This is a genomic window from Aureispira sp. CCB-QB1 (assembly GCF_000724545.1).
GTDB lineage: Bacteria > Bacteroidota > Bacteroidia > Chitinophagales > Saprospiraceae > Aureispira.
On record NZ_JHBV01000020.1, the window covers coordinates 16101 to 38232 of the forward strand.

15 protein-coding genes are annotated in these 22132 nt (G+C 35.4%); 3 read left to right on the forward strand and 12 right to left on the reverse strand.

Annotation, left to right across the window (positions count from 1 at the left end; all coding sequences use genetic code 11):
• Positions 1-130: 130 nt before the first annotated feature.
• Together aat and CG11_RS08915 are read right to left on the reverse strand one after the other, a co-directional pair.
• Positions 131-826 (reverse strand): leucyl/phenylalanyl-tRNA--protein transferase, encoded by a 696-nt coding sequence (gene aat / locus CG11_RS08910; RefSeq protein ID WP_052595272.1) that lies wholly within the window; start codon positions 824-826, stop codon positions 131-133.
• A 75-nt stretch (positions 827-901) separates the two neighbouring features.
• A complete protein-coding gene (locus CG11_RS08915) occupies positions 902-4597 on the reverse strand; it encodes a hybrid sensor histidine kinase/response regulator (RefSeq protein ID WP_052595274.1) in 3696 nt (1231 codons plus the stop codon).
• Positions 4598-4837: 240 nt separating this feature from the next.
• Here CG11_RS08915 and CG11_RS08920 point away from each other — a divergent pair, with 240 nt between their 5' ends.
• Positions 4838-5356 carry a GNAT family N-acetyltransferase gene (locus CG11_RS08920; protein WP_063833069.1) on the forward strand — a complete coding sequence of 173 codons (519 nt, stop codon included), beginning with the start codon at positions 4838-4840 and terminating at the stop codon, positions 5354-5356.
• Between the two features lie 78 nt (positions 5357-5434).
• On the opposite strand, the gene CG11_RS08925 is transcribed toward CG11_RS08920, so the two are convergent.
• Complete coding sequence (locus CG11_RS08925; RefSeq protein WP_081909510.1) at positions 5435-8596, reverse strand: CHAT domain-containing tetratricopeptide repeat protein; 3162 nt, start codon at positions 8594-8596, stop codon at positions 5435-5437.
• Between the two features lie 286 nt (positions 8597-8882).
• Between CG11_RS08925 and CG11_RS08930 the strand changes: the two genes are divergently transcribed.
• Positions 8883-9977, forward strand: coding sequence for a C1 family peptidase (locus CG11_RS08930; RefSeq protein ID WP_052595280.1), 1095 nt, complete (start codon positions 8883-8885; stop codon positions 9975-9977).
• Between the two features lie 107 nt (positions 9978-10084).
• Positions 10085-10648, forward strand: coding sequence for a thioredoxin family protein (locus tag CG11_RS08935; RefSeq protein WP_052595282.1), 564 nt, complete (start codon positions 10085-10087; stop codon positions 10646-10648).
• A gap of 263 nt (positions 10649-10911) precedes the next feature.
• Here CG11_RS08935 and CG11_RS08940 read toward each other — a convergent pair whose 3' ends face one another.
• The 9 genes from CG11_RS08940 to rfbB all read right to left on the reverse strand — a co-directional run bounded on the left by CG11_RS08940 (position 10912) and on the right by rfbB (position 22126).
• Positions 10912-11538 (reverse strand): DUF4956 domain-containing protein, encoded by a 627-nt coding sequence (locus CG11_RS08940; RefSeq protein ID WP_052595284.1) that lies wholly within the window; start codon positions 11536-11538, stop codon positions 10912-10914.
• On the reverse strand, positions 11531-12283 hold the full coding sequence (locus CG11_RS08945) for a polyphosphate polymerase domain-containing protein (RefSeq protein WP_052595285.1): 753 nt from the start codon (positions 12281-12283) through the stop codon (positions 11531-11533). Before CG11_RS08945 ends, CG11_RS08940 begins: the two co-directional genes overlap by 8 nt.
• Before the next feature lie 225 nt (positions 12284-12508).
• Positions 12509-13333, reverse strand: coding sequence for a mechanosensitive ion channel family protein (locus CG11_RS08950; RefSeq protein WP_063833064.1), 825 nt, complete (start codon positions 13331-13333; stop codon positions 12509-12511).
• A 24-nt stretch (positions 13334-13357) separates the two neighbouring features.
• A complete protein-coding gene (locus CG11_RS08955) occupies positions 13358-14068 on the reverse strand; it encodes a hypothetical protein (RefSeq protein ID WP_052595287.1) in 711 nt (236 codons plus the stop codon).
• Between the two features lie 3 nt (positions 14069-14071).
• Positions 14072-14785 carry a hypothetical protein gene (locus tag CG11_RS08960; protein ID WP_052595289.1) on the reverse strand — a complete coding sequence of 238 codons (714 nt, stop codon included), beginning with the start codon at positions 14783-14785 and terminating at the stop codon, positions 14072-14074.
• 3 nt (positions 14786-14788) lie between these two features.
• Complete coding sequence (locus CG11_RS08965; RefSeq protein ID WP_052595291.1) at positions 14789-17311, reverse strand: C2 family cysteine protease; 2523 nt, start codon at positions 17309-17311, stop codon at positions 14789-14791.
• Positions 17312-17403: 92 nt separating this feature from the next.
• Positions 17404-18549 (reverse strand): hypothetical protein, encoded by a 1146-nt coding sequence (locus CG11_RS08970; protein WP_052595293.1) that lies wholly within the window; start codon positions 18547-18549, stop codon positions 17404-17406.
• 9 nt (positions 18550-18558) lie between these two features.
• Entirely contained in the window at positions 18559-21030 is a 2472-nt protein-coding gene (locus CG11_RS08975; protein WP_052595295.1) for an SLBB domain-containing protein, read from the reverse strand.
• 43 nt (positions 21031-21073) lie between these two features.
• A complete protein-coding gene (gene rfbB / locus CG11_RS08980) occupies positions 21074-22126 on the reverse strand; it encodes a dTDP-glucose 4,6-dehydratase (protein ID WP_081909511.1) in 1053 nt (350 codons plus the stop codon).
• Positions 22127-22132 lie beyond the last annotated feature (6 nt).

Below are 22132 nucleotides of genomic sequence, written 5' to 3' on the forward strand. Positions count from 1 at the left end.
TTTTATTTAACTAAAATAACAGGAATCCCTTTGTAAGCCTACATTCTTATTCGCAGTGTCGCTCTAATTCTCCTTCTTTGCTTTATTAGCTTCGTTTCTCCAATATCACTCAAAAAAACATCTAGTTTACTTAAATAGGAATTTGAGGTTCCCAGTCTGACCAACTCCCACTAATTGTTGAATTTTGTCTGTTCTTTTCCAAATAAGTCAAAAAAGTTACTCTATTTATAAATTTAGCGCCCATTGTAGCCAAATGCTTGGTTTCTGATTGGCAATCAATCAAATCAAATCCTTTTTTTTCTATGGTTTTTGCCAAACAAATTAAAGCAGTTTTTGAGGCATTAGATGTTTTTGCAAACATAGATTCCCCAAAAAAACAATTTCCTAGTGCCAAGCCATACAAACCACCTACCAACTTATCTCCTTCCCAAGTTTCTACAGAATGTGCAAATCCTAAATGATGCAAATGAATATAGGCTTCTTTCATTTCTTCTGTTAGCCAAGTTCCATTTTGTCCAGTTCTAGGAATAGAGCCACAAGCCTCTATCACTTCATCAAAAGCCGTATCAAAGCTAACGTGGAATTTTTCTTTTCGAAATACCTGTCGCATACTTTTCGACACTTTGATTTCAGAAGGAAATAGCACAAAACGAGGATTTGGTGACCACCACAAAATGGGTTCCCCTTCGTTGTACCAAGGAAATATTCCATTCTCATATGCCAATAACAGTCGCTTAGGAGATAAATCACCTCCTACTGCTAACAATCCCTCTGGTGAAGCATATTTGGGGTGTGGAAATGCCAATTCTTCTGTTAACCAATACATTATTTAAAAGCTATATGATGATTCAACTTTTTGCTTTCTAGCAATTCTACTTAGCAAGAAACAAACGTACGGAAGTTATATTTTTTTTACTAAATATTTTGCAAGTACTTTGTACAACTCTGCAGGTTTAAACGGTTTGACAACAATATCGTTCATACCTGCTTCATAAATGCGCTCTTTGTTGTCCATTAATGCCGATGCCGTAAGTGCAATAATAGGAATCTGATTGTAATGACCATCTTTTTTAGCTCTAATAATTTCGGTAGCGACATAGCCATCCATATTAGGCATATGAATATCCATTAAAACTAAATCAAATTGCTGTTTATCAACCTTTTTAACTGCTTCTAGACCATCTTCTGCATGAAAAAAATCAACGCCCCATTTTTCTAAGAATTTTTGAACGACCAATACATTAACTGTATTATCTTCCACAACCAGAACTTTTGCTCCTTTTAATTCTTTTCCTAAGCGTTCTTTAGGCGCACCTAGAATACGCTCTTTGGCAAGCGAAGCCCCCTTTCCAAAACCAAGTTCAAATGAAAAAATAGAACCTTTTCCTACCGTACTTTCTAATTCTATATCTGAATTTTGCAGTTGTAATAATCGCTTTGTAATGGCTAAGCCCAAACCAGTCCCTCCATATTTTCGAGTAGTATCTGAGGCTGCCTGCGTAAACATATTAAAGATATATTTCTTCTCTTCTTCCGAAATTCCAATTCCTGTATCTGCAATTGCAAACCTTAACAAGATATTTTGATCGGTTTGCTCAACAACACTCAATGTCAACTTAACTTGCCCTTTTTCTGTAAACTTAATGGCATTGCTTATCAAATTGTTCAAAATTTGTGTCAATCGATTGGGATCGCCTACCAGCATTTGAGATAAATTCACCTCTGCATCTAAGAAGAAGTTGATATTTTTCTTGCGAGCATTTGCAGACATTCCATAATGGATAGAATCCAACAACCCCAACAAATCAAACTCAATCGCCTCAAACTCTACCTTCCCTGACTCTATTTTATTAAAATCTAATACATCGTTAAGAATGGCTAAAAGGTTGTTCGCAGAAAATTTTAAAATATTTAAGTTTTCGACCTGTCTTTGAGCAGGATCATCTTCCAACAAATAATTTGTCAAATTGACAACTGCGTTCATTGGAGTTCTAATCTCATGCGACATAATCGACAAAAACTCCGCCTTAGCATGTGATGATTTTTCAGCTTCCTCCTTCGCCTTGAGTAAATCTTGTTCACGTTCTAGCAACTTCTGAGTACGAGTGGCAATTTCACGTTCGAGATATTTCTTATTCTTTTGGCTGTTTCGGACAGAGATTCGTGCTCCCCCCAATACAATAAAAATAAACAGAATGGCTATTCCTACAAAAAAAGGAATGGTCTTATAAAAAGGCGCTTTGACTCTAATTGGAATGTAAATTTCATTGTTTGACCATTCGCCATTGGTGCCCTGTCCTTTTATAATTAAGGCATAATTTCCATAAGGCAATCTATTGATTCGCACTTCATTTTCTGAAGTATACTGCCAGCCTTGTCCAGAGTCTTCAATTTTGTACATATACCGATTTTGGCTCGGCTTTTCATAATCTAAAAGGGCAAAACTCAGTTTAAAAAAATGATCATTGGGTGAGAGAACAATTTCCTTTGTCCTCAATAACTCAGCCGTTCGATTCTCCATTTCTTTCGCTTGCCCACTCAAACACTCATAACTTAAGATATACATTGGCGTATAGCTTTCCCCCTCTTCTTGAAAATGATTGGGATAAAACGCAACAATACCGTTCACTCCTCCAAAATAAAATCGTCCTGAAGAGGACTGGTGCCATGCCATTTTGTTAAACTCCTCTGTGGTAATTCCGTCCCTAGGTAGATAAACAGCACTCCAATATGTTTTTTTATTAAAGCGCATCAACCCATAATTACTACTCATCCACAAAAAACCATTATCATCCTCTAGAATGGCATAAATTACATTATCTGAAAGCCCTGTCGCAACGGTAAAATGATCTAAATAACCATCTTCGGGATGAAACTTAATCAAACCTCCTTCATGTGTTCCTAACCACAAAATATTCTCAGTTCTATCCTTGTGAATCGTTAGTATGTAATCGTGTGGAATATAGTATGCTTTACTTTCTTCTGGTCCATAATGATAGGTAAATCGACCTAATTTGTAATCAAATTTATACAACCCTGATGTTGTTCCTGCCCACAAGGTATTGTTTGCTGTATCCTCCATCAACGCATAGACCATACTGGTATTGAGTTGTTCGCAAAACCCATAAGCATTATACTTAATAAATGCTTGATAAGTAGTATCAAGGTAATAAAGTCCTCCGTTAGTTCCCATCCACATTCTACCATAACTATCTTGGTAGAGCTTTAGGTTCATTTCTTCATAAAAGTCTTCTTTAACAGGAATGGCGTGTTTGGTAGGATAAGTTTTGATAACACCTGTTTTAGGGTCCAAACATTGTACATCGTTGGTTTGACCGCAAAACCACAAATTTCCTTCTTGGTCCTTTATAGCATCTAGTTCCGGCCATCGATTCTCACCTACTTTTATTGGTTTAATAGAATCTTCTAAATGAATGACATCTCCTGTCTGCAAATTAATTTTTTGACGCCCAGAATAGGTATTCACATACAAAAAACCTCCCTCCTCTATGATACCACGAATGCTATACCCTTTGCTTGTAGGAACAAATTCATCTTGGTTGAGATACGTGTGAAACTTATTGGGCTCTACAGTAAATAGGTACACGCCATCCGTTGTCGCAATCCAAGAGTTATTATCATTATCAAAAAAAATGCTAAAAATACTGTGGTTTCGCTCCCTCAACAAGAGGTTGGTAAAATCGTAAACTAACTCTCCTTTTGCCGTGTATATTTTTGAAATTGTTTCATCATAAAACCAAATCAAACCATTTGGTGCTTGTCGTATATAGACACTACTATAAATTCCCTCCTTTTTAAACGTCAGTGAAGCAGGATTGTAATCGACAGGCTTAGATACCTTTTTGGAAAAATAAAATAAACTATCCTGTTGAAGGTATTTGGCATATCCCAAAATCTGATCTCCATCACAACGAACATCTAAAATATCCTTGAATGGCAACAAATCTTCTTCTTGAAGATTCCCGTCTTTATCATACTCTAAAATATATCCCATCCCAATTACCCAAATAGCATGTTTGCAAAACAAAATATTGCTCAATGTATGATTGGCATGAGGCAAATCAAATAGTTTTTTGCATGCACCATTTCCTTTGTACTCAAAAACTTGTCTTGATTTGGTGACGATAAATAGAACATTGGGAGCGGCTTGATAAATATCAAAGATATCGTATTCTTTTATAGGAAAAGAAGCACCAAATTTATCGGTTAGGCTTTCTACTTTTAGGGTATTAATATTGATAATACTAACTTGCTCAAATGGTCGGGACTCTGTATCTAAAAAGGTAACCCAAAGACAACTGTCTTTATCTTCGTAAATTTGATCAATAACATTGTTGGCTAGACCTTCTTTTTCTTTGGTTAACAATCGAAAAGAATATCCATCATATCGATTCAACCCATAATTGGTCGCTAACCAAATAAATCCTTTAGAATCTTGAAATGTATTGCGGACAAAACGATTAGAAAGACCATCTTCTATAGATAGTCTCCGTATTTTGGCAGAGAATGATTGTCCTACTAAAGCACTATTGCATAACAACAGCACAATGGCGAATATAATACTGTACTTCGTCATTTATTTGGTTCGTCTATGGGGATATTAATCGGTAATTTGGGAATACAATTATTTTAGTAGACTCTAATAGATTATTATTACTTTGGTCTTTTTCTTAATTTCTTGTTCTAAAATACTGAAAGCTACCCAAAATAACGGATTTGAATGCAATAAAAAAAAAAAAGTAGGTTCTTTATGATATAATGGAACCATATACCACTAAAAATGGGTTCTTTGATTATCATTTTTAAACTTATTGTTATGAAAATCAAACTTCAATCGTGCAGTTTAACCAAATGGCAGAAGACGTATTGTGAAACACTAGTTCAACATGCCAACAATCCTCTTATAGCTCAATATTTGAGAGATAGTTTTCCTAATCCATATACGTTAAAAGATGCCGTATCTTGGGTTGAGTTCAATCAACAAATAAAAGGACCAGCTCAAAATTTGGCCATTTTAGTAGAAGACAACTGCATTGGTGCAATAGGCTTGCGTCCTGAAACAGATATCCATCGTTGTAATATAGAACTTGGATATTGGATTGGAGAAGCATACTGGGGACAAGGTATTGTTACAGAAGCTGTCCGTTATATGATTTCTTATGCCTTTGAGCATTTTGAAGTACAAAGAATCTATGCGGGTGTTTTTGAAGGGAATATTGGTTCTCAAAGAGTTCTTGAAAAAGTGGGCTTTCGCCTCGAATCTATTGTCCCTAAAGGAGTGATCAAAAATGGTGTTTTATTAGATGAGCACATCTATTCTTTCTTAAAACAATAGTTAGCTGCATGGTGTCAACGAACTATTGTGTTTTGCCAACCTATTTAAAAAAATTTCCTTTACCGAGTCTCCTATAGGTTATCTCTTCCTGTATGTTATCAGTAAAAAAATCACCAATACAACAGGTAGAATCATTAATATAATTTGCCACCAAGCCCAATGTTTTTTAAGTTCAATGGGATTGTAATCTCCTAATTGAATAAAACTTGCCCAAAAGAAAGGATGAGCCGTTAGGTTTTTCGCTTTATTCAGGTAAGTAATTTTGGCATTTTGCATGGCCTCATCTTTTCCGTATCCCATTGCTAATTCGTTATAAAAAGCACTGACCAAAATAGATGTTGCTTTATCATTGATAGGCCACAACGTCATCACTAAAGAAGGCACTCCAGAGTACATAAACCCCCGCCCTAAACTCACAACACCTTCTCCACGTTCGTACTTGCCAAAGCCTGTTTCACAAGCAGAAAGCACTACCAAATCTGTATTTATTTCCAATAAATTCAATTCATAAGCATGCAATAAATCATCCTCCTTTTTATTCCCCGAATGGGTAAACACCAAACTAGAGTACTCTGGCTGCTTTGAATCTACGATTCCATGCATTGCCAAATGAATGACACTATAAGGAGCTTTCTTGCTATATTCCTTAAACATAGCTTCATTGGAACTTGTTCCATACAAAAACTTGCCTGCAAAGGTCTTAGACAGGTACTCGACCTCTCTTTTTGCTCCTGGCAAATCCTCGACACTTGTTCGAATGCGATAGTCTCTTGCACTAAATCCTTTTGCATTAATAAATTTATCTTTATCATAAGAAGAAGCCATTGCCAACATCTTACCATTTGTTTTTACAGGAGCCCTGCTAAACAATTTTAAGGTCGAAGAATAATGATAATTGATGGTTTGTTTCTTAATCAAATAAGGCAATGTTTTAAAATTTACAGTCTGATAATCTGGCTTTTCTGTCAACAAAACATCAAAAGGAACATAGTTTAACATACCATCAGGTATTATCACCAAGCGTTCTATTCCTTCTTTTTTTAGAGCAGGTTCCAAAAATTTTTGATAAATCAACCGACCATTTTTGGTTAACAACAAATAAGAAGATTCTATATCTTTGGTCAACATTTTAACATCCGTCAGAGCTGTGCGTAGACCTCGTATTGCGGACATAAATTGATTGTCCATTGGAACTTTCGTTACCCAAACAGTATCCGAATAAACACTAAAAATATAGATATGATTGGCACCGACAAAAAACTCAATCAAAGCAGTTTGGCTATCTAAATCTTTTTGTACTTGCTCTAAGTTAGCTATTTGTGTATTGTACTTTAGTTCGTGATATTTAGGATAATTATTTTCTAAAGTATCTTGAAGTTTCTCCGAAGCTCTTTTAAGCTTTAATAATTCTTTTTGATGCCAACTAATCATTGACTCGTCTCTAGCCGATTTAGCTTCAAACAACAACTTTTCATAACGTACCCGTTCTCTAGCGAGTCGTCGTTCCTCGTTGAGCAACTTTTTGGGAACATTCCCAAAGTTTCTAGCTTCCTCTGCTTTTAAGGCATCAAGCAATAGCATTGCTTTACTTTTTTCAACCAATTGAAACGCTTCCTCCAAATACCTTCTATCTTGGGTTCTTTGATACAAGTCAAGCGACACGCCTATTGACAATTCGTAAGTAGGAATCATGGTTTGTACCATAAATAATTTAGAACCTTCTTCCTTAAAGTTGTTGCGCATTTTTTCTAATAACAACACCGCTGCCTCTGTTTTATTATTGGCTAATTCCAAGGCATCTTTTTCTTGCAGCAATCGAGCTTCTGCATCTAGTATTTTCAATAAGACAGCTTTATCTGGAATAGCATCTGCACTATCTTTATTCATCAAAAAAGAGATCAACTCTTGCTTAGCAGGTACTTTTATTGCCTGTTTGGCTAGATTATAATACATCTGTGCTTGGGCGCTATGATTCTTTTTTTGCTCTGTTTGTCCTAAATTAAAGTACACTTTCGCAATTAACGGATGCTCTGTTCCATAGGTCTTATGCCGAATTTTTAGGGCTTTTTGGTAATACTCCAAAGATGTATTGTAATTCCCTATTGCTCTATAATATAACCCACAAACACTAAACGTTTCGTCTTTTTTATCTGCTTGCCTTTTGTGAATATCAAGATTTTTTTGAATGGCCTCATACGCTTCTTTGTAACTTCCTAACTCCGTTGCGGCATAAGCAATGCCATTGTACATATTGATATAGGATTGATCCAACTGGTAAGGTGGAACTCCTTTGGATTTTGCAAGAGACTGAATGCCTGAATTATAAAGAGACAAAGCTTCCTCTAACTTTCCTTGGCGGGCAAAAAATTCTCCTAAATTTAAATTTGTGGTCGCTGCATCAAAATAGTTTCCTAATTTTTTAAATAAATACAACGAATTATTACAATAATCCTCAGCTTTATAAATATCTCCCAATTCAATGTAAAACAATCCAATATTGTTATAAAATCGCGCTAAAAACAAGGTATCATCCTGAGTTTTCATATCCTTCTGTACGACCTCGACAGCATTCATGGTTTTATCCAAGGCTTCTTCATAATCCCCTGTTTTGTAATACAAAGCGCCATACAAACCCATTATTTCTTGCAATAACCTATTTTCAACCTTGATATAAGTTTTGTAGGCACTAAAAGAATTGTCTAAAAAGCGCTCCATACTTTCGTAATCTTGTTGTCGAAAAGCAATTTTTGCTAATTGTGTATTGTCCCGAATGTAGTATTTCCAAGCTCCTTTTTGCTCGTGAACCTGTTTTGCTTTTTGAGCAAAAAAAGCAGCAGAATCAATATCATTACTCACCACACACATTTCTGATTTCAACAAATACAAGCGCCCCTTGTAAACAAATTCTTCTTTTGTTGCTGGAAACTCTACGGTTTTTATGGTTTTATAAAAAAAAGCATTAAATCCTAGATAATCACGTACCCTAATATAAGTTCTTAATATATTGCGATTCATCAAGAAAGCCTTTCCCTGACAACCAACTTGCTCGTATAACTTTCCCGATTTTTGAAAGAAAGCAATGGCTTCCTTGTACTTTCCCTTTTGCGATGCTTGCGTAGCTTTGATAAAATAAGTTCTTGCTCCCAACGAATCGGTATTCTTACAAAAATCCTGCTGCCCCTGCATTTTGAAGCATCCCAAACAACAAAGAAAAAGTAGTGTAAATATTTTGTGAATCATATATCTTTTTATCTAGTAGAAACTGCTCGTTTATGGCAGCAAGATACATAATTTTAAACGAGTTATAGGTACATTGTTTTCTCGAAATCTTGAAATAAGATGTGTATTGCAAAATTTTTTCTTCAAAAACAAGCCATTTAAAGTCCCTTCTAGCACACGCTTTATCTAGGATTTAATCTGAAATTAATGCACTTTTTAGTACTTTGCAACAAAAGAAATTAAGTATTCAGTATTAGATATTATCACAATGCGAAATTGCACCATTATTATCAAATAAAAATTATTTATGAAACATTTTATTCTTCCATTGGCTTTGGTCATAACTGGAAATACAGCATTTGCACAGTACAAAATTACTCCTAAATACGATGTGGTATGTACAGAAGTAAAAAACCAAGAACGAACAGGAACTTGTTGGAGCTTTGCTACTTCTTCATTCTTAGAATCAGAAGTTAAACGAACTAAAAAAATGGACATTGACTTATCTGAAATGTTCAGTGTTCGTGCTACCTATATGGACAAAGCACAGAACTATATACTCCGCCAAGGAAAAGCAAATTATAGTGAAGGTTCTTTGTCTCATGATGTTATCAATGCGGTAGAACGTGTTGGCTTAGTTCCTGAAGCTGCCTTCTCTGGCAAATCTGAAGGAGTTGAAGTGCACAACCATGGAGAAATGATTAGCGCAACTAAAGGAATGCTAGACGGTTTACAACAACGCAAAACATTGAGCCCTAGATGGAAAGCTGCTATGAATGCCATTTTGGATATTTATATGGGAGATGCCCCAGAACAATTTAAGTACGATGGCAAGGAGTATACCCCAAAAAGCTTTGCTCAATTCTTAGGCATCAAGGGAAGTGACTACATTAGCTTAACTTCTTATACTCACCATCCTTTTTACCAATCCTTTGTTTTAGAAATTCCTGATAATTATTCGAATGGCTCTTATCAAAATGTTCCTATGGAAGAGTTGGAACAAATTGTAGATAATGCGATTCAAAATGGGTTTTCGGTAGCATGGGATGGAGATGTTAGCGAAGCTACGTTTAGCCACAAAGAAGGCTTAGCTATTTTGCCTCAAGATCCCAATAGAGAAAACTTATGGGATAAACCAGATGCTGAAATAAAAGTAACACAAGAATTGCGTCAAAGTACGTTTGAAAGCAAGTCGACAACAGACGATCACTTAATGCATTTGGTAGGCATTGCTTATGATACAAAAGGTACCAAGTATTACAAAATTAAGAACTCTTGGGGGACATCGAATACGTTTAAAGGCTATTTGTATATGTCTCAAGCCTATTTCCAACTGAAAACAGTAGGTATTTTAGTACACAAGGAAGCCATTCCTAAAACGATTAGCAAAAAATTTCAATAAGTTTAACAACTTTTCTTCTGTTGCCTTGTTAGGTGTCTGATTATTTTTAATAATGCTGCGCTGCTACTGCGTAGTTGTGGATTTTTTAAGCGTTTAATACAAAAACAATGACGGTACAAGAATATAGAGATCTATTTGCCCAAATTTTGATGGGAGAAATAACAGCAGCTCCTTATGATAAAGAAAGTTATATCAATTATGTAAAATTGAATAACTCTAGAATGAAACGTTGGACCAAGCAAGGCACCATTGAACCCAAACTTGCTGAGGCGATTATGGAGATTAACCAACCTCAAAAGTGGGTTTTAATCACAGAACCTTGGTGTGGTGATGCTGCTAATTCAATTCCTTACATAGAAAAAATGGCTGCCCTTAATCCTAATATCAATATTGAAGTGCAGTTGCGAGATTCTGATAGTGAAATAGATAACTACTTGACCAATGGAGGGAAATCGATTCCTAAATTGATCGCTAGAGATGCTGAGGGGAATGATCTATTTACTTGGGGACCTCGTCCTGCCGAAGCACAAGCTTTGGTACAGAAACAAAAAACATCTGATGCTTCTACGGATGAAAAATACGGAGAAATCTTGCATTGGTACAAAGAAGATAAAGGGCAGTCTATCCAAACAGAGCTTTTAGGTTTACTGTCCCAATCAACCGTACATTAAGATGTATTTATCGAAGCCATCATTATAATAAAAATGTGCTGCTGTATCTATTTACAATAGTTCGTTGCTTTTTTATCTTTTTGGTAACTAAGCTTGCGATCTCACGAGCGAACCGAGCATAGCGAGCTCACGACCGTAGGGAGTAACAAACCGAGCTAAAAAAGTAAAAAATCAACGAACTACTATATTTAACAGCAGCACATTTTATTTGTAATAAGCAGCAAACCGAAAGAATGTTTCTACTCACTAAATAGGCAATTTTGCTACTCTCTAGAATTATAATCCGAAAGTTCTTGCTCGTCTGCAAAGTAGTAAATTCTAATTTGAGCTGTATCGTTCAAGAAATTAATTTTTCCAATCTCAAAACGATTAATGTTTAAGCCTGTCCGTTTTTCCAAATCTTTTTTTAGTTCGGCTTCCATAGAAGGCTTGATGAGGTTTATTTTTTCATAGACAATTGTCTTTCTCGTTTCATGCTTTAATAACCACAAATATTCTAGAGCAAACGTTATAAAAGTTATGGTTCCATTAATAATGGCAATTTCAACCATTGACACCTTTTTGGATGCCAGCGAATTGATTACACTCAATCCAATGACCACAAAGAGATAGGTCATTTCTTTAATTTCTATGGTATTGGTGCGGTAGCGAATGATTCCAAAAATAGCAAATAGCCCTAAGCCCATTCCCGTATCGATGTCCAATTTTTTGAGACTAAAACACAAGAAAAAAGTAATAAAACCTATCAAATAATAGGTAAATAAATAGTCTTTTCGTTTGGTGATTGGATAATACAAAAATCGAATAATTATTGTAAGAAAGACTACATTAATGAGCATTCTCAACAATAATTTGTACACATCATCATCAAACCAGGTAACTTCAAGCATAGTTATTTAATCTTAGGAGTTTCTTTTTAAATCGATTATATTTAATATTTTCTTGCCCATACAGGTGTATAATGCCCATACAATATTTACTAATTCGATAAGGACGCATTTCTTTTTCTCTAACTACTTTATAAAAAGGAGAATCTCTAGTAATCCGTTCTTGTTTCAATTCAGCAATGACAATATTTTTAAGTTCTTTTTGTTTGTTTCCAAATTCAAAATTTAGATTAATATCTAAAGTAAGCCGTTCTACAGCATGCTTAGCTACCAACGTAATTCGATTGTAAGTATTCATCATTACGGGTTGCAAATCAGCTTTAGGAACCATTAATTCTTTCAAGAAATTGCGATGAGGCTCGGGCATTTCTTGTGCCATGTCTTCTACTTTTATCCTTTTTTTGTTGGTCCTTCCTTTGTATTTGTGTTTGACTTCTAAAAAAGATAAATTGGAATCAACATAAGTTCGGTATCGCACTTTATAACGGCTAGTTCTTTCTCTATGATGCTCGTTGTAAAAGAAAAATTCAGCATTATCAAAATACAGGCTTCTATAAGCAGGAAGCATATTTCCATCTATTTTTACAACTTGATAATCATCCATCAACTCCTCTAGGATTTCCATGAGTTGATCCAAACCAAACAAAAACTTCGTCTCCACCCTATTCATAAGCTTTACTCGGTCCATTTCCTTCAAAGAAATTGGTTCAAATTTACGAAGTAATTGCACTAAGTCATTTTTTATCATAAAATATATTTCACTAGGGTGTAATGAATGTTGGTTGCTTCCACTTTTATGTCGTTCAAAAAAAATAATCCCCTATAATAAGGAGATTTTTTTTCAAAAAAAATAATTCAGTATTGAGAGTCTAAATTTTAGTTTTTATTTGGTCTATTGTGTAATTATATGGTGGGTTAAATTTTGAATCGTCACCAACAAATACATAAGTAGTCGGCAGTGTATTGCCAATGACTATTTTTTAAAATGAACGTCCATTTGAGGAAAAGGAATAGAAATATCCTCTTTATCGAACGCTTTTTTAACATATTCTTGCATAAAAAACATGGTATCCCAATAATCTACACCTTGTGTCCATACCCAAACGCCCAAATCGACAGAGCTATCATTTAATTTTTCAACAATCACTTTGTGTTCTTGCCCCTCTATATTTACCAAAAATGGGCAACCTTTGATCACTCCCCAAACTACTTCACGTGCTTTGTCTATGTCATCATCATAACTAATTCCAAATGTCAAATTTAATCGAATAATTCCAGCACCTGTAATATTTTCAACAACATCTCCTGTTAAAATAGAATTGGGAATGACAATCAATCGCTGGTGTATTGTTTTAAGGATGGTATTAAAAATTTGAATCTCCTGTACAATCCCAATATTATCCCCTATGCTAATCATATCTCCTGTCCTAAAAGGCTTAAAAAATAAGATTAATATACCACTAGCAAAATTACTCAACGACCCTTGCAAAGCCAAACCTACCGCAAAACTCGCAGCAGCTAACATCGCAACAAAAGAAGTGGTCTTAATTCCTAGCAAGTCTACGGCACTTAATGCGACAATCACTTTGAGCAACAAACCCAACAAGGTTATAATAAACGGTCTCAAATCTTCATCAAAAGAATTGGAACGCATCATTTTATCTAACAAAATCATGGCTTTGTTGATGATTTTGAAACCAAAATAAAATACAATTAGCCCTAGCATAAACCTAGGCGCATATTCTAACACCATCCCTCCAAACTTATTCCACAATTCTTGTGCGTTGATATCAAACATAGTTGTTATTCTTTATAATATTTTTTATTCTTCCTTAATAAGCCCCTCTTCCTCTTCCTTTATAATAATCCCGTTGACCAAATCGTAAAAAATAGGCTCAAGCATCTTAAAATCTTTCTTTCGCTTGCCTCCTTTCACCCCCCATTTCGAACGCACATAAAAATAATAGACAATGCTATCTATCAATAAATACCGCTCCCAATAATTTTTGTACGTATAAGTCTTTCGCTTCAATTTAATACCTAAAAAATTTATCGTAGACCTCCAAACATCTAAATCACAACCTCGTCGGTCTAAATAATAGTATTTTGATTTTTCTATATCAGAAAAAGGAATACTACGACCAGACAACATATCATTTCTATTGGTATACCTTACACTTATTTTTTTAGCAACTAACTCATATTTCTCCAACTTACTCAAACTCGTGTCGCCTTCTAGTTTTTTAGCATAAGCCATTACATCTACTGATCTATTACCATAAAGAGGAATTACCCACATAAAAATAGTTTCATTGTTTTCCAAGCGAAGCTCATTGTAGATTAGCATGGTAGTAGAAATGTCTATTTTTTTACCAATAGGCCCATATGATTCTCGTTGGTGTATCTCAAAGTCTTTGGAACATTTGATAGACACCTTATCCGTTAGCCTTAATACCGTATCCATCAGAATAGGCTGCCCAACAACAAGCGATAAATTTAACCCCAACAAGACAACTAATAGCAGTATTTTCATTTTTTATTCTTCCTTAATAAGCCCCTCTTCCTCTTCTTTTATGATAACTCCATTGACCAAATCGTAAAAAATAGGCTCAAGCATCTTAAAATCTTTCTTTCGCTTGCCTCCTTTCACCCCCCATTTCGAACACACATAAAAATAATAGACAATGCTATCTATCAATAAATACCGCTCCCAATAATTTTTGTACGTATAAGTCTTTCGCTTCAATTTAATACCTAAAAAATTTATCGTGGACCTCCAAACATCTAATCTAAACCCACATCGATCTAAATAGTAATGTTTTCTCTTTTCTATATCATCATAAAAAGGAACACTTGCTCCTGATATTTTTTGGGACAAATTAAGATACCTTACACTTATTTTTTCAGCAACTAACTCATATTTCTCCAACTTACTCAAACTCGTGTCGCCTTCTAATTTTTTAGCATAAGCCATTATATCTAATGATTTATGACCGTAAAGAGGAATTACCCGCATAAAAATAGTTTCATTATTTTCCAAGCGAAGCTCGTCATAGATTAAAACAGAGTCAAAGCCTTTTATTCCACTACAACCAGGACCGCAGGAGTAATGTTTATGCACTTCAATAGCTTTGGGGCATTTGATAGACACCTTATCCGTTAGCCTTAATACCGTATCCATCAGAATAGGCTGCCCAACAACAAGCGATAAATTTAACCCCAACAAGGCAACTAATAGCAGTATTTTCATTTTTTATTGCTTTAGAATGGTTATCACCAAAGAACTAAAATACTGCTTTAATATTTTATAGGTAATCTTTTGATCTGCGCCAATTTCAACCTGTTGACGAATAAAACCTTTGCCAAGATCCAATGTCGATACATTATTTAACTTTGTCCGCAGATTCCCCAGCGTTTGATTAAAAGATGCTTGAAGTGCTTTATTTTGTTCTAAAATAGTTTCAACGGTCTCCTTAACCTCTTTAGAAATTTTCCCCTTTAGAGGAATAATCGATTCTAATCGAGCTATTTCATCTACTATCTTTTGATCAAAAATCTGCCTAATTTGATCGGTCTCACCATGAGGATTAAACAAAATAGCGTGCTTTTCATTGGCATCAAGCAGCGAATAAGCATGTTTGAAATTCATGTATATTTTCTCTCCTATCTTCACCACATGTTGATCGGTTAGAACAGCATCCCCCTTATAAGAAGTTGGAGAAGAAACATTTATTTTATATCCTTTCTCTTTGGCAGAGAGAATGATTTGTCGAAGGTGTTTTTCAGAAACCTTGCTAAAGTCCAAGGGATTTTTAAATTTATTTTCCGTAGGCGTATCGCTAAGCTTTCCCGCACCATCCAAATAAATCTCCGTAGGTTGTTTTACTTTGTTGCCTAGCAAAACCTTCATTGCCGCTTCTGCATGCCCCCCAGTTACTCTCTCGTCCGTAAATTCTCCCTTCGCCATCAATTTAGCATAAGCTTTTTCTAGGATGGCTACCCAAATGTCGTTGACAGGGCTAGCGCCTATGTAGTCGTCTTTTTGTTCTATATTTCCTACCAAGTTAGGGTATTCTGTATGAATAACCATCAATTTTTTATCCACCTCAATCTGTACAGGAATGCCATTCTGATATAATGTAACGATATACAATCCATCTTTTTCTTCAATCATTTCTTTAATAAGTGAAGATTCGTCCTCTGTTAGATTAGCAAGGGCAGACAATAGATAACAGTCTCCCACTTGTCCTTGTTTTATATCTTCTAGCTCAATTCCATTTTGCTCATCATATAGGAGTAAATCTGGGTCTTTAAATTCGAATGTGGCTTTTCCTCCTATGACTTTTAGCTTATCCTTTTCATCATCTGATAGACCATAAGTTACTTGCTCTTTCGCTGAAAATTCATCTTCATTCTGTTGATACTCTAAAAAACCATCATCCGAATTCTCTAATCCTTTTTTCTTGTCTGTGTAGTAAGTGTCTTTATCTAAATTAGAGATTGTTTGTTGTAGGTTGTCGAAGTTTTCTTTAATCGCAGCATACTTTTTACGCTCTCTATCAGTCTGTCGCTCTATTGTATCTAATGCATTCCAACTATCTTGTGACACCTTTGTTAAAGAATTTATTTCTTGGCGGACATTTTCCAATTCTATTTTCCATTCACCATAATTCAACATCAGATCAGGGTAAGTAGAAAAACGCTCTCCAATCCTAATTATTTCGCTCCACACATACTCCAGCTTATTGCTCACTTCATGAGCCAAACTCAAAAATGGGCTTGCTTTTATTTCTTTTTTGCTTATTTGAGCTTCTTGGACAAGTGATAAGTTATTTTCCAAAATTTGTATTCTATCATCAATATGCTCAATTACCACTTGCGTTTCCTTAATAATTTTATGATAATTGGCATCAAATATTGAAGTCTTATTGTTACCCTCATAATTAAATTCTAAGCCCTCATACCGTTGCAATGCCTTTTTTAATTCCAAGTTGATCGTATTCAATTGGAATTTTCTAGTACTAATGAGCACATTTTTTTCTCCTAAATCCTCCATGCTTAGCTCTTCCAACTCTGTGGGCAACTCCACAAGAACCGTATTAGCTAAGTCCTCTTGAATACTCAAAGGGTCAAAACTTGTTTTCCAGGAAGCCTCTTTATTGGGAATTATTTTAATAGAAGGAAACGCTTCTTTCAACTGCTTTTGGAAAGCCTCTTTAGCAAATAAAGGACTAAAATTATTTTTAGTTTTCTCTGCATTGCTAGGAGTATCAAGTTTAATAGCAGTATATTCCAGCTTTTGTATACGGAAAGAGTTATTAGCATAAGTTATGGTGACAAATTTTTCTTCTTGTTCAAATTTTAATTCAAACGTAAGCTTTCCTTGTAGATTTCCTCCTTCAAAAGAAAACTGTTCTTTTTTAAGCGTAGTTTTTCGAGTAGTTTTTCGCTCTTGATTCGCATACTCAATATCCACTTCTTGGCTAAGCCAATCACAGCTCTCTTTGGCTTCTACCTCTAACACCACTTGGCATTTTGGCATATAAAGCACATCGGATAAAGGATGTCTTAATTTTGCACCAATGATGCAACCTTCAAGAGCATCATTTTCTTTTAGCCTTTTTTGAATTGTTTTAAACAAAGGTTTTAATTGGACGAAATAGTTATGATATTTTTTTGAAACTTTCCCTTTTGCATCTTCAGCAATCAAAAGTCTTTGATAAGTTCTTATTGACTCTAAGAGTTCGTTTAATTCGTCTTTCAATTCTAGATTCATGTGATTTTTGTTTTAGCTTTCTCTAATTTTGCACTTTTGTTATCTACAAGAGTTGTATCAATCCTGTAGTCACACTGTCATACCTCTCTAAATCAAACAGATTCCACAGATTCCTCAGTTTTTTCAGCAGCTTCCAATTCCTCCTCCTTTTGTTTGCCTAGAAAATCTTTGACAAATTTTCGACCGACAATTAACAAAAATGCCAAGCCTGCTCCTAGTATCCCTCCTACAATCATATGCAAAGATGGATTGGGCACTGCTTTTGCCAATGGGTATAAAGGCGGGTCAACAATAGACATTGACGGTGTTTGTTTTTGAGATTCATAAGACACCCAAGCCGCTTCTTTATTAGCCAAAGCTGCAAAATACGACTGTGTTGCTTTTTTCAAATCTGTCGATAAAAACTGTGTTTTAATCAACGTATTATTACGACCATCTGCTTCGGCGGTATTGGTATTCGCATGGTTGATATAAGCGGCTTCGGCACTATTTAATTTTTCTCGGAGTTGCTCTGTTCGTTTTTCTGCCATTTCATAGAAGTGCTCTTTTTGTTCCAAAGCATCTTCACTATAGTAACGATCTAATTCCTTATACAAAGCCATGATTAGTTCATAAGAAAAATCTTCGGAAGTAGAGACTACCTTTAAGATCATAATACCACCTTTAGAAGGTTCTATAATCAAGTGATTTCGTACGATTAGATTGTGTACATACATTAGCAAATAATTTGCTCTTCGATTATAAGGATCAATGGTATCTGCTTGAAAATACATATCCTCCTTATCGGCAACTTTATCTGCATCTTTTTTATAATAGAACTTCCTTAAGTAATGATTGATCAAGTAGTCCTCCTTCGTGTCCTCCTCATTTCTAAGAGAGCTTTTGTGAAATAAGACCCTTGAGATGATCTTTCGAGTAACGATAATCTCTTGCAGACGCTTGAAATTAACATTGTTTTCTGCAGCTCCTGCGCCTCCAAATATACTAGCAATATTTTGTTGATTTTGTGTTGCAACTTTATTAACTGTAAACGAACACGTTGCGGTATAGGTCGTTGGAGTGCTCAGTTTTCGATCACGCATATACTTTCCCAGCAAAACAGCAAAAATTGCAATTAACCAAGAATATTTTAGCACTTCTATCGCATATTCTTTTGCAATTTGTAGTATGTCTGCCATACTAAGTTGCTCCTTTTCTTCAGGAACAACAACGATATGATTTGGATCTTGACTATTCATGCTCTCTATTTATCTTATAGCTCGAATGATGGCATAAATTGATAACGCAGAGAAACCGACTGCTAATGTATCTGTAATAATTTTATACCAGTTGATTGGTTCTCTATCTTTTTTCAATTTCTTCTCTTTTGCCCCCACATACACCATCGCTCCTTTTTCTACTTTAGGATACACTTTAAAGAATAAGAAGTGCCTTGTTTTTTTAACCATTCCATTGGCATAGCGAACATACACCAATCGTTTGCGTCCTCCCTGTTTCCGGTCTACCCCAGCACCATACTCTCTGATATAAAAATTGGCTCGCTTCCCTGTATGATAAGGAATATTAATTTTTCTTGGATTGAGCGTTTCCTTTTTGAAAATATCCAACAAAATTTCTTTCTTTTCTATTTCTGTTTCGGCTTTTTCTAGTTCTAAATCTAACTCCCTAGAAGCTATTTCGGCATATTCTTTAACTGCTGGATGATTAATTTTCCCTGCAATAGAAACCAAATCTTTTAACTTAGGTAATATGATAACATCCCCTGCTCTTAAGACATAGTTAAATCGCGAATCTTCTCCCTCTTTTTGCAAAATATCTAAATCGAGCAAAACCAAGCCTTCTTCTTTCCGCATTAATTTGGCACCTTTTAAGAAAGCAATATTTGTCCAGCCGCCAGCACGTTTAACCAAATCCCAAACTCGCTCCTCCTCATTTTCCATCGTATAAACTCCTGGCCATCTAATTTCTCCTCTTATTTCTACATTTTTAGGTGCCTCAAAATCCTTAGACGTACGCACAAAAACTTGGTCATAAGGGCTTAATAAAAACTCTTTTGCCCCATCTACCTTTAAACTATCTTCAAAGCTACTAATTCTGAATGTTTTAAAGACAACATACGTGCTATTTCCTATTGAATCCAAGGTCAATCTAGAAATTTCAATATGACTATTAGACGCCTCTCTTTTAAGTCCATTTGCCATATACAGTACATCCGAAAGCATCAAATTATTACTATATTCAAAAGTCCCTGTTTTACGCACAGCACCATATACTTTGACGTTGTATTTATCAATAAATTCTGATTTGTATTTCACCTCAATTTCATCAAATGGATACAACATCATATTCTCTGGAGAATTGGGATTATCCAACAATTCATGGACATTAATTGGGATGTAATTCAAGGACAAATCCTCTTGCAAGCGCTTAATATAAATGCGTTCCATTACCGCAGAGCGAATTATCCCCGATTTCATCAAAGCATCGTATACAGTCGTATTGGGTTCCAATTGATATGTACCTGGTAGCTTTACGGCTCCCTTTACAGTAATATAATTGGCATAAGCCTGCTTGATTGGATTCACATTAATTCTGTCTCCATCTTTAAGCTCAAAATTAAGCTCTCTTCGCATTAATTCGGCTAAATTGACATCAATTAGCTTTTCCTCATCATTTTCGTATCGGATAATTTGTATATTTCTACGATAGGCATCTGGGCGCAACCCACCTGCATACTTAATCAGCTCTATCAAATTTTCCTCTCCTACCAACTCGTAGAAAAAAGGGCGCTCAATTGCACCTTCTATTTCAACCACACGTTCGGCCAATGGAACATAAATGTAGTCATTATTATGCAAGAAAAACTCATCGGCTATATTGGGGTTGTTCATAAACTTATAAACATCCAACGTTCGTGTTTTCATTCTAGAAGAAACTACCTTAATAAGGCGCACACTACCAATTTGAGATGGTCCTCCAGCAGCAACCAAAGCATTAAAAGCTGTATTAACGGCAGGAATGGTATAAGACCCTGGATTAAACACCTCTCCTGTAATATTGATTGTCAAACTTCTAGAATAGTTTAACTCAATAGATACTTGAGAATTTTTAATATTCATATGTTTTTCGAGACGCTTAATAATCGCTTGTCGAGCATCTGCGAAACGCATTTCTTTGATGTACAGTCTAGGAATATCTATACCACGATTAGGGTTTGTCAAATTAATATACCCTTCTTCGTCTAGTGTAACACTCGCACTATAAGAAGACGCCCCCCAAACAGTAATGGCTAATTCATCTCCAATACCTAATAGGTAACTATCGATTGCTTTAATATCTCTAGAGCGAGTAAACAGTGAAATACTCTGATCTCTAAAAAACTGTTGTCCCCAAATTTTTGCTTCAGGCAATTGAGATTGACGCAAATCAAACTTAATCTTAGTATCTTCGTCTTCTTTATCTTCTCCCCCTTCTTCGATTACATCAGTATCTCCTGTCTTTTCCTTTGTTCCATCCTTATCCCCACCATCAGTATTGGTTGTTTTTGTAGTTTTGCCTTTATTCTTATTAATCGCATCTTGAACCCCTGGATCTAAAATAGGTCCATCGGGTCCAATAGGCACTACAGGCACAGGACTGGGTGGTTCTTGTGCTAAACAAACCTGAACCATCAAAATGGCAAAACAGGTTAGCAATAATTTGATTGGATGAAATTTCATAGTAATACTTTATTTTATGTCCTTAGTACGCTGTCAAGTAAATTTAGTCTTCGTATTGAGTTTCATAGTATTTTTGGTAAGCGCCTGATGTCACATTGTTTAACCATGCCTCATTCTCCAAATACCATTTAACCGAAGTTCGCAATCCTTCTTGAAAAGTTACCGAAGGTTTCCACCCCAAATCACGAGCAATCTTGCTAGCATCAATAGCATAACGACGATCGTGACCTTGACGATCTTTTACAAATGTAATGAGTTCTCTAGACTTCCCTTGAGGATTGCCCAACGCTTCGTCCATCACATCACACAGCAAATGCACCAAGTCTATATTTTTCCACTCATTGTGTCCACCAATATTATATGTTTCTCCCAATACGCCTTTCTGATAGATGGTATCAATTGCCGTGGCATGATCATTCACCCAAAGCCAATCTCTAGTGTACTTCCCATCTCCATAAATAGGCAGTGGTTTCCCTTCTTTTATATTATTAATACATAAAGGAATTAGTTTTTCGGGAAACTGATGTGAACCATAGTTATTAGAACAATTAGAAATAACAACTGGCAAATTATAGGTATGATAATAAGCACGAACCAAATGATCTGAACTTGCTTTTGAAGCAGAATACGGAGAACGAGGGTCATAAGCCGTTTCTTCTGTAAATAGCCCTGTTGTACCTAACGTTCCATATACTTCATCTGTTGAAACATGGTAAAAACGTTTGCCTTCCATATTTCCCTCCCAGGTTTGGCGAGCGGCGTACAATAAGTTTACAGTTCCTAATATATTCGTTTCCACAAATGCTATCGGATTCGTAATGGATCGATCAACATGAGATTCTGCTGCCAAATGAATGACACCATCAAATTGATATTGCTCAAATAAACTTTGCACAAATTGGCGGTCGACAATATCTCCCTTAACAAACGTATAGTTTGGCTTCTGATCAATATCTGAAAGGTTTTCCAAATTCCCTGCATAAGTTAATTTATCTAAATTAACAATATGTGTATCAGGATATTTCTCTACAAATAAACGAACTACATGAGATCCTATAAAACCAGCCCCACCAGTAATTAATATTGTTTGTTTCATTTTAGT

Coding starts and splice junctions, on each gene's coding strand:
- CG11_RS08965 (WP_052595291.1), bottom strand. CDS start 17,311: ATGAATCTAGAATTGAAAGACGAATTAAACGAACTCTTAGAGTCAATA.
- CG11_RS08950 (WP_063833064.1), bottom strand. CDS start 13,333: ATGTTTGATATCAACGCACAAGAATTGTGGAATAAGTTTGGAGGGATG.
- CG11_RS08970 (WP_052595293.1), bottom strand. CDS start 18,549: ATGAATAGTCAAGATCCAAATCATATCGTTGTTGTTCCTGAAGAAAAG.
- rfbB (WP_081909511.1), bottom strand. CDS start 22,126: ATGAAACAAACAATATTAATTACTGGTGGGGCTGGTTTTATAGGATCT.
- CG11_RS08940 (WP_052595284.1), bottom strand. CDS start 11,538: ATGCTTGAAGTTACCTGGTTTGATGATGATGTGTACAAATTATTGTTG.
- aat (WP_052595272.1), bottom strand. CDS start 826: ATGTATTGGTTAACAGAAGAATTGGCATTTCCACACCCCAAATATGCT.
- CG11_RS08955 (WP_052595287.1), bottom strand. CDS start 14,068: ATGAAAATACTGCTATTAGTTGTCTTGTTGGGGTTAAATTTATCGCTT.
- CG11_RS08925 (WP_081909510.1), bottom strand. CDS start 8,596: ATGATTCACAAAATATTTACACTACTTTTTCTTTGTTGTTTGGGATGC.
- CG11_RS08915 (WP_052595274.1), bottom strand. CDS start 4,597: ATGACGAAGTACAGTATTATATTCGCCATTGTGCTGTTGTTATGCAAT.
- CG11_RS08960 (WP_052595289.1), bottom strand. CDS start 14,785: ATGAAAATACTGCTATTAGTTGCCTTGTTGGGGTTAAATTTATCGCTT.
- CG11_RS08930 (WP_052595280.1), top strand. CDS start 8,883: ATGAAACATTTTATTCTTCCATTGGCTTTGGTCATAACTGGAAATACA.
- CG11_RS08975 (WP_052595295.1), bottom strand. CDS start 21,030: ATGAAATTTCATCCAATCAAATTATTGCTAACCTGTTTTGCCATTTTG.
- CG11_RS08935 (WP_052595282.1), top strand. CDS start 10,085: ATGACGGTACAAGAATATAGAGATCTATTTGCCCAAATTTTGATGGGA.
- CG11_RS08920 (WP_063833069.1), top strand. CDS start 4,838: ATGAAAATCAAACTTCAATCGTGCAGTTTAACCAAATGGCAGAAGACG.
- CG11_RS08945 (WP_052595285.1), bottom strand. CDS start 12,283: ATGATAAAAAATGACTTAGTGCAATTACTTCGTAAATTTGAACCAATT.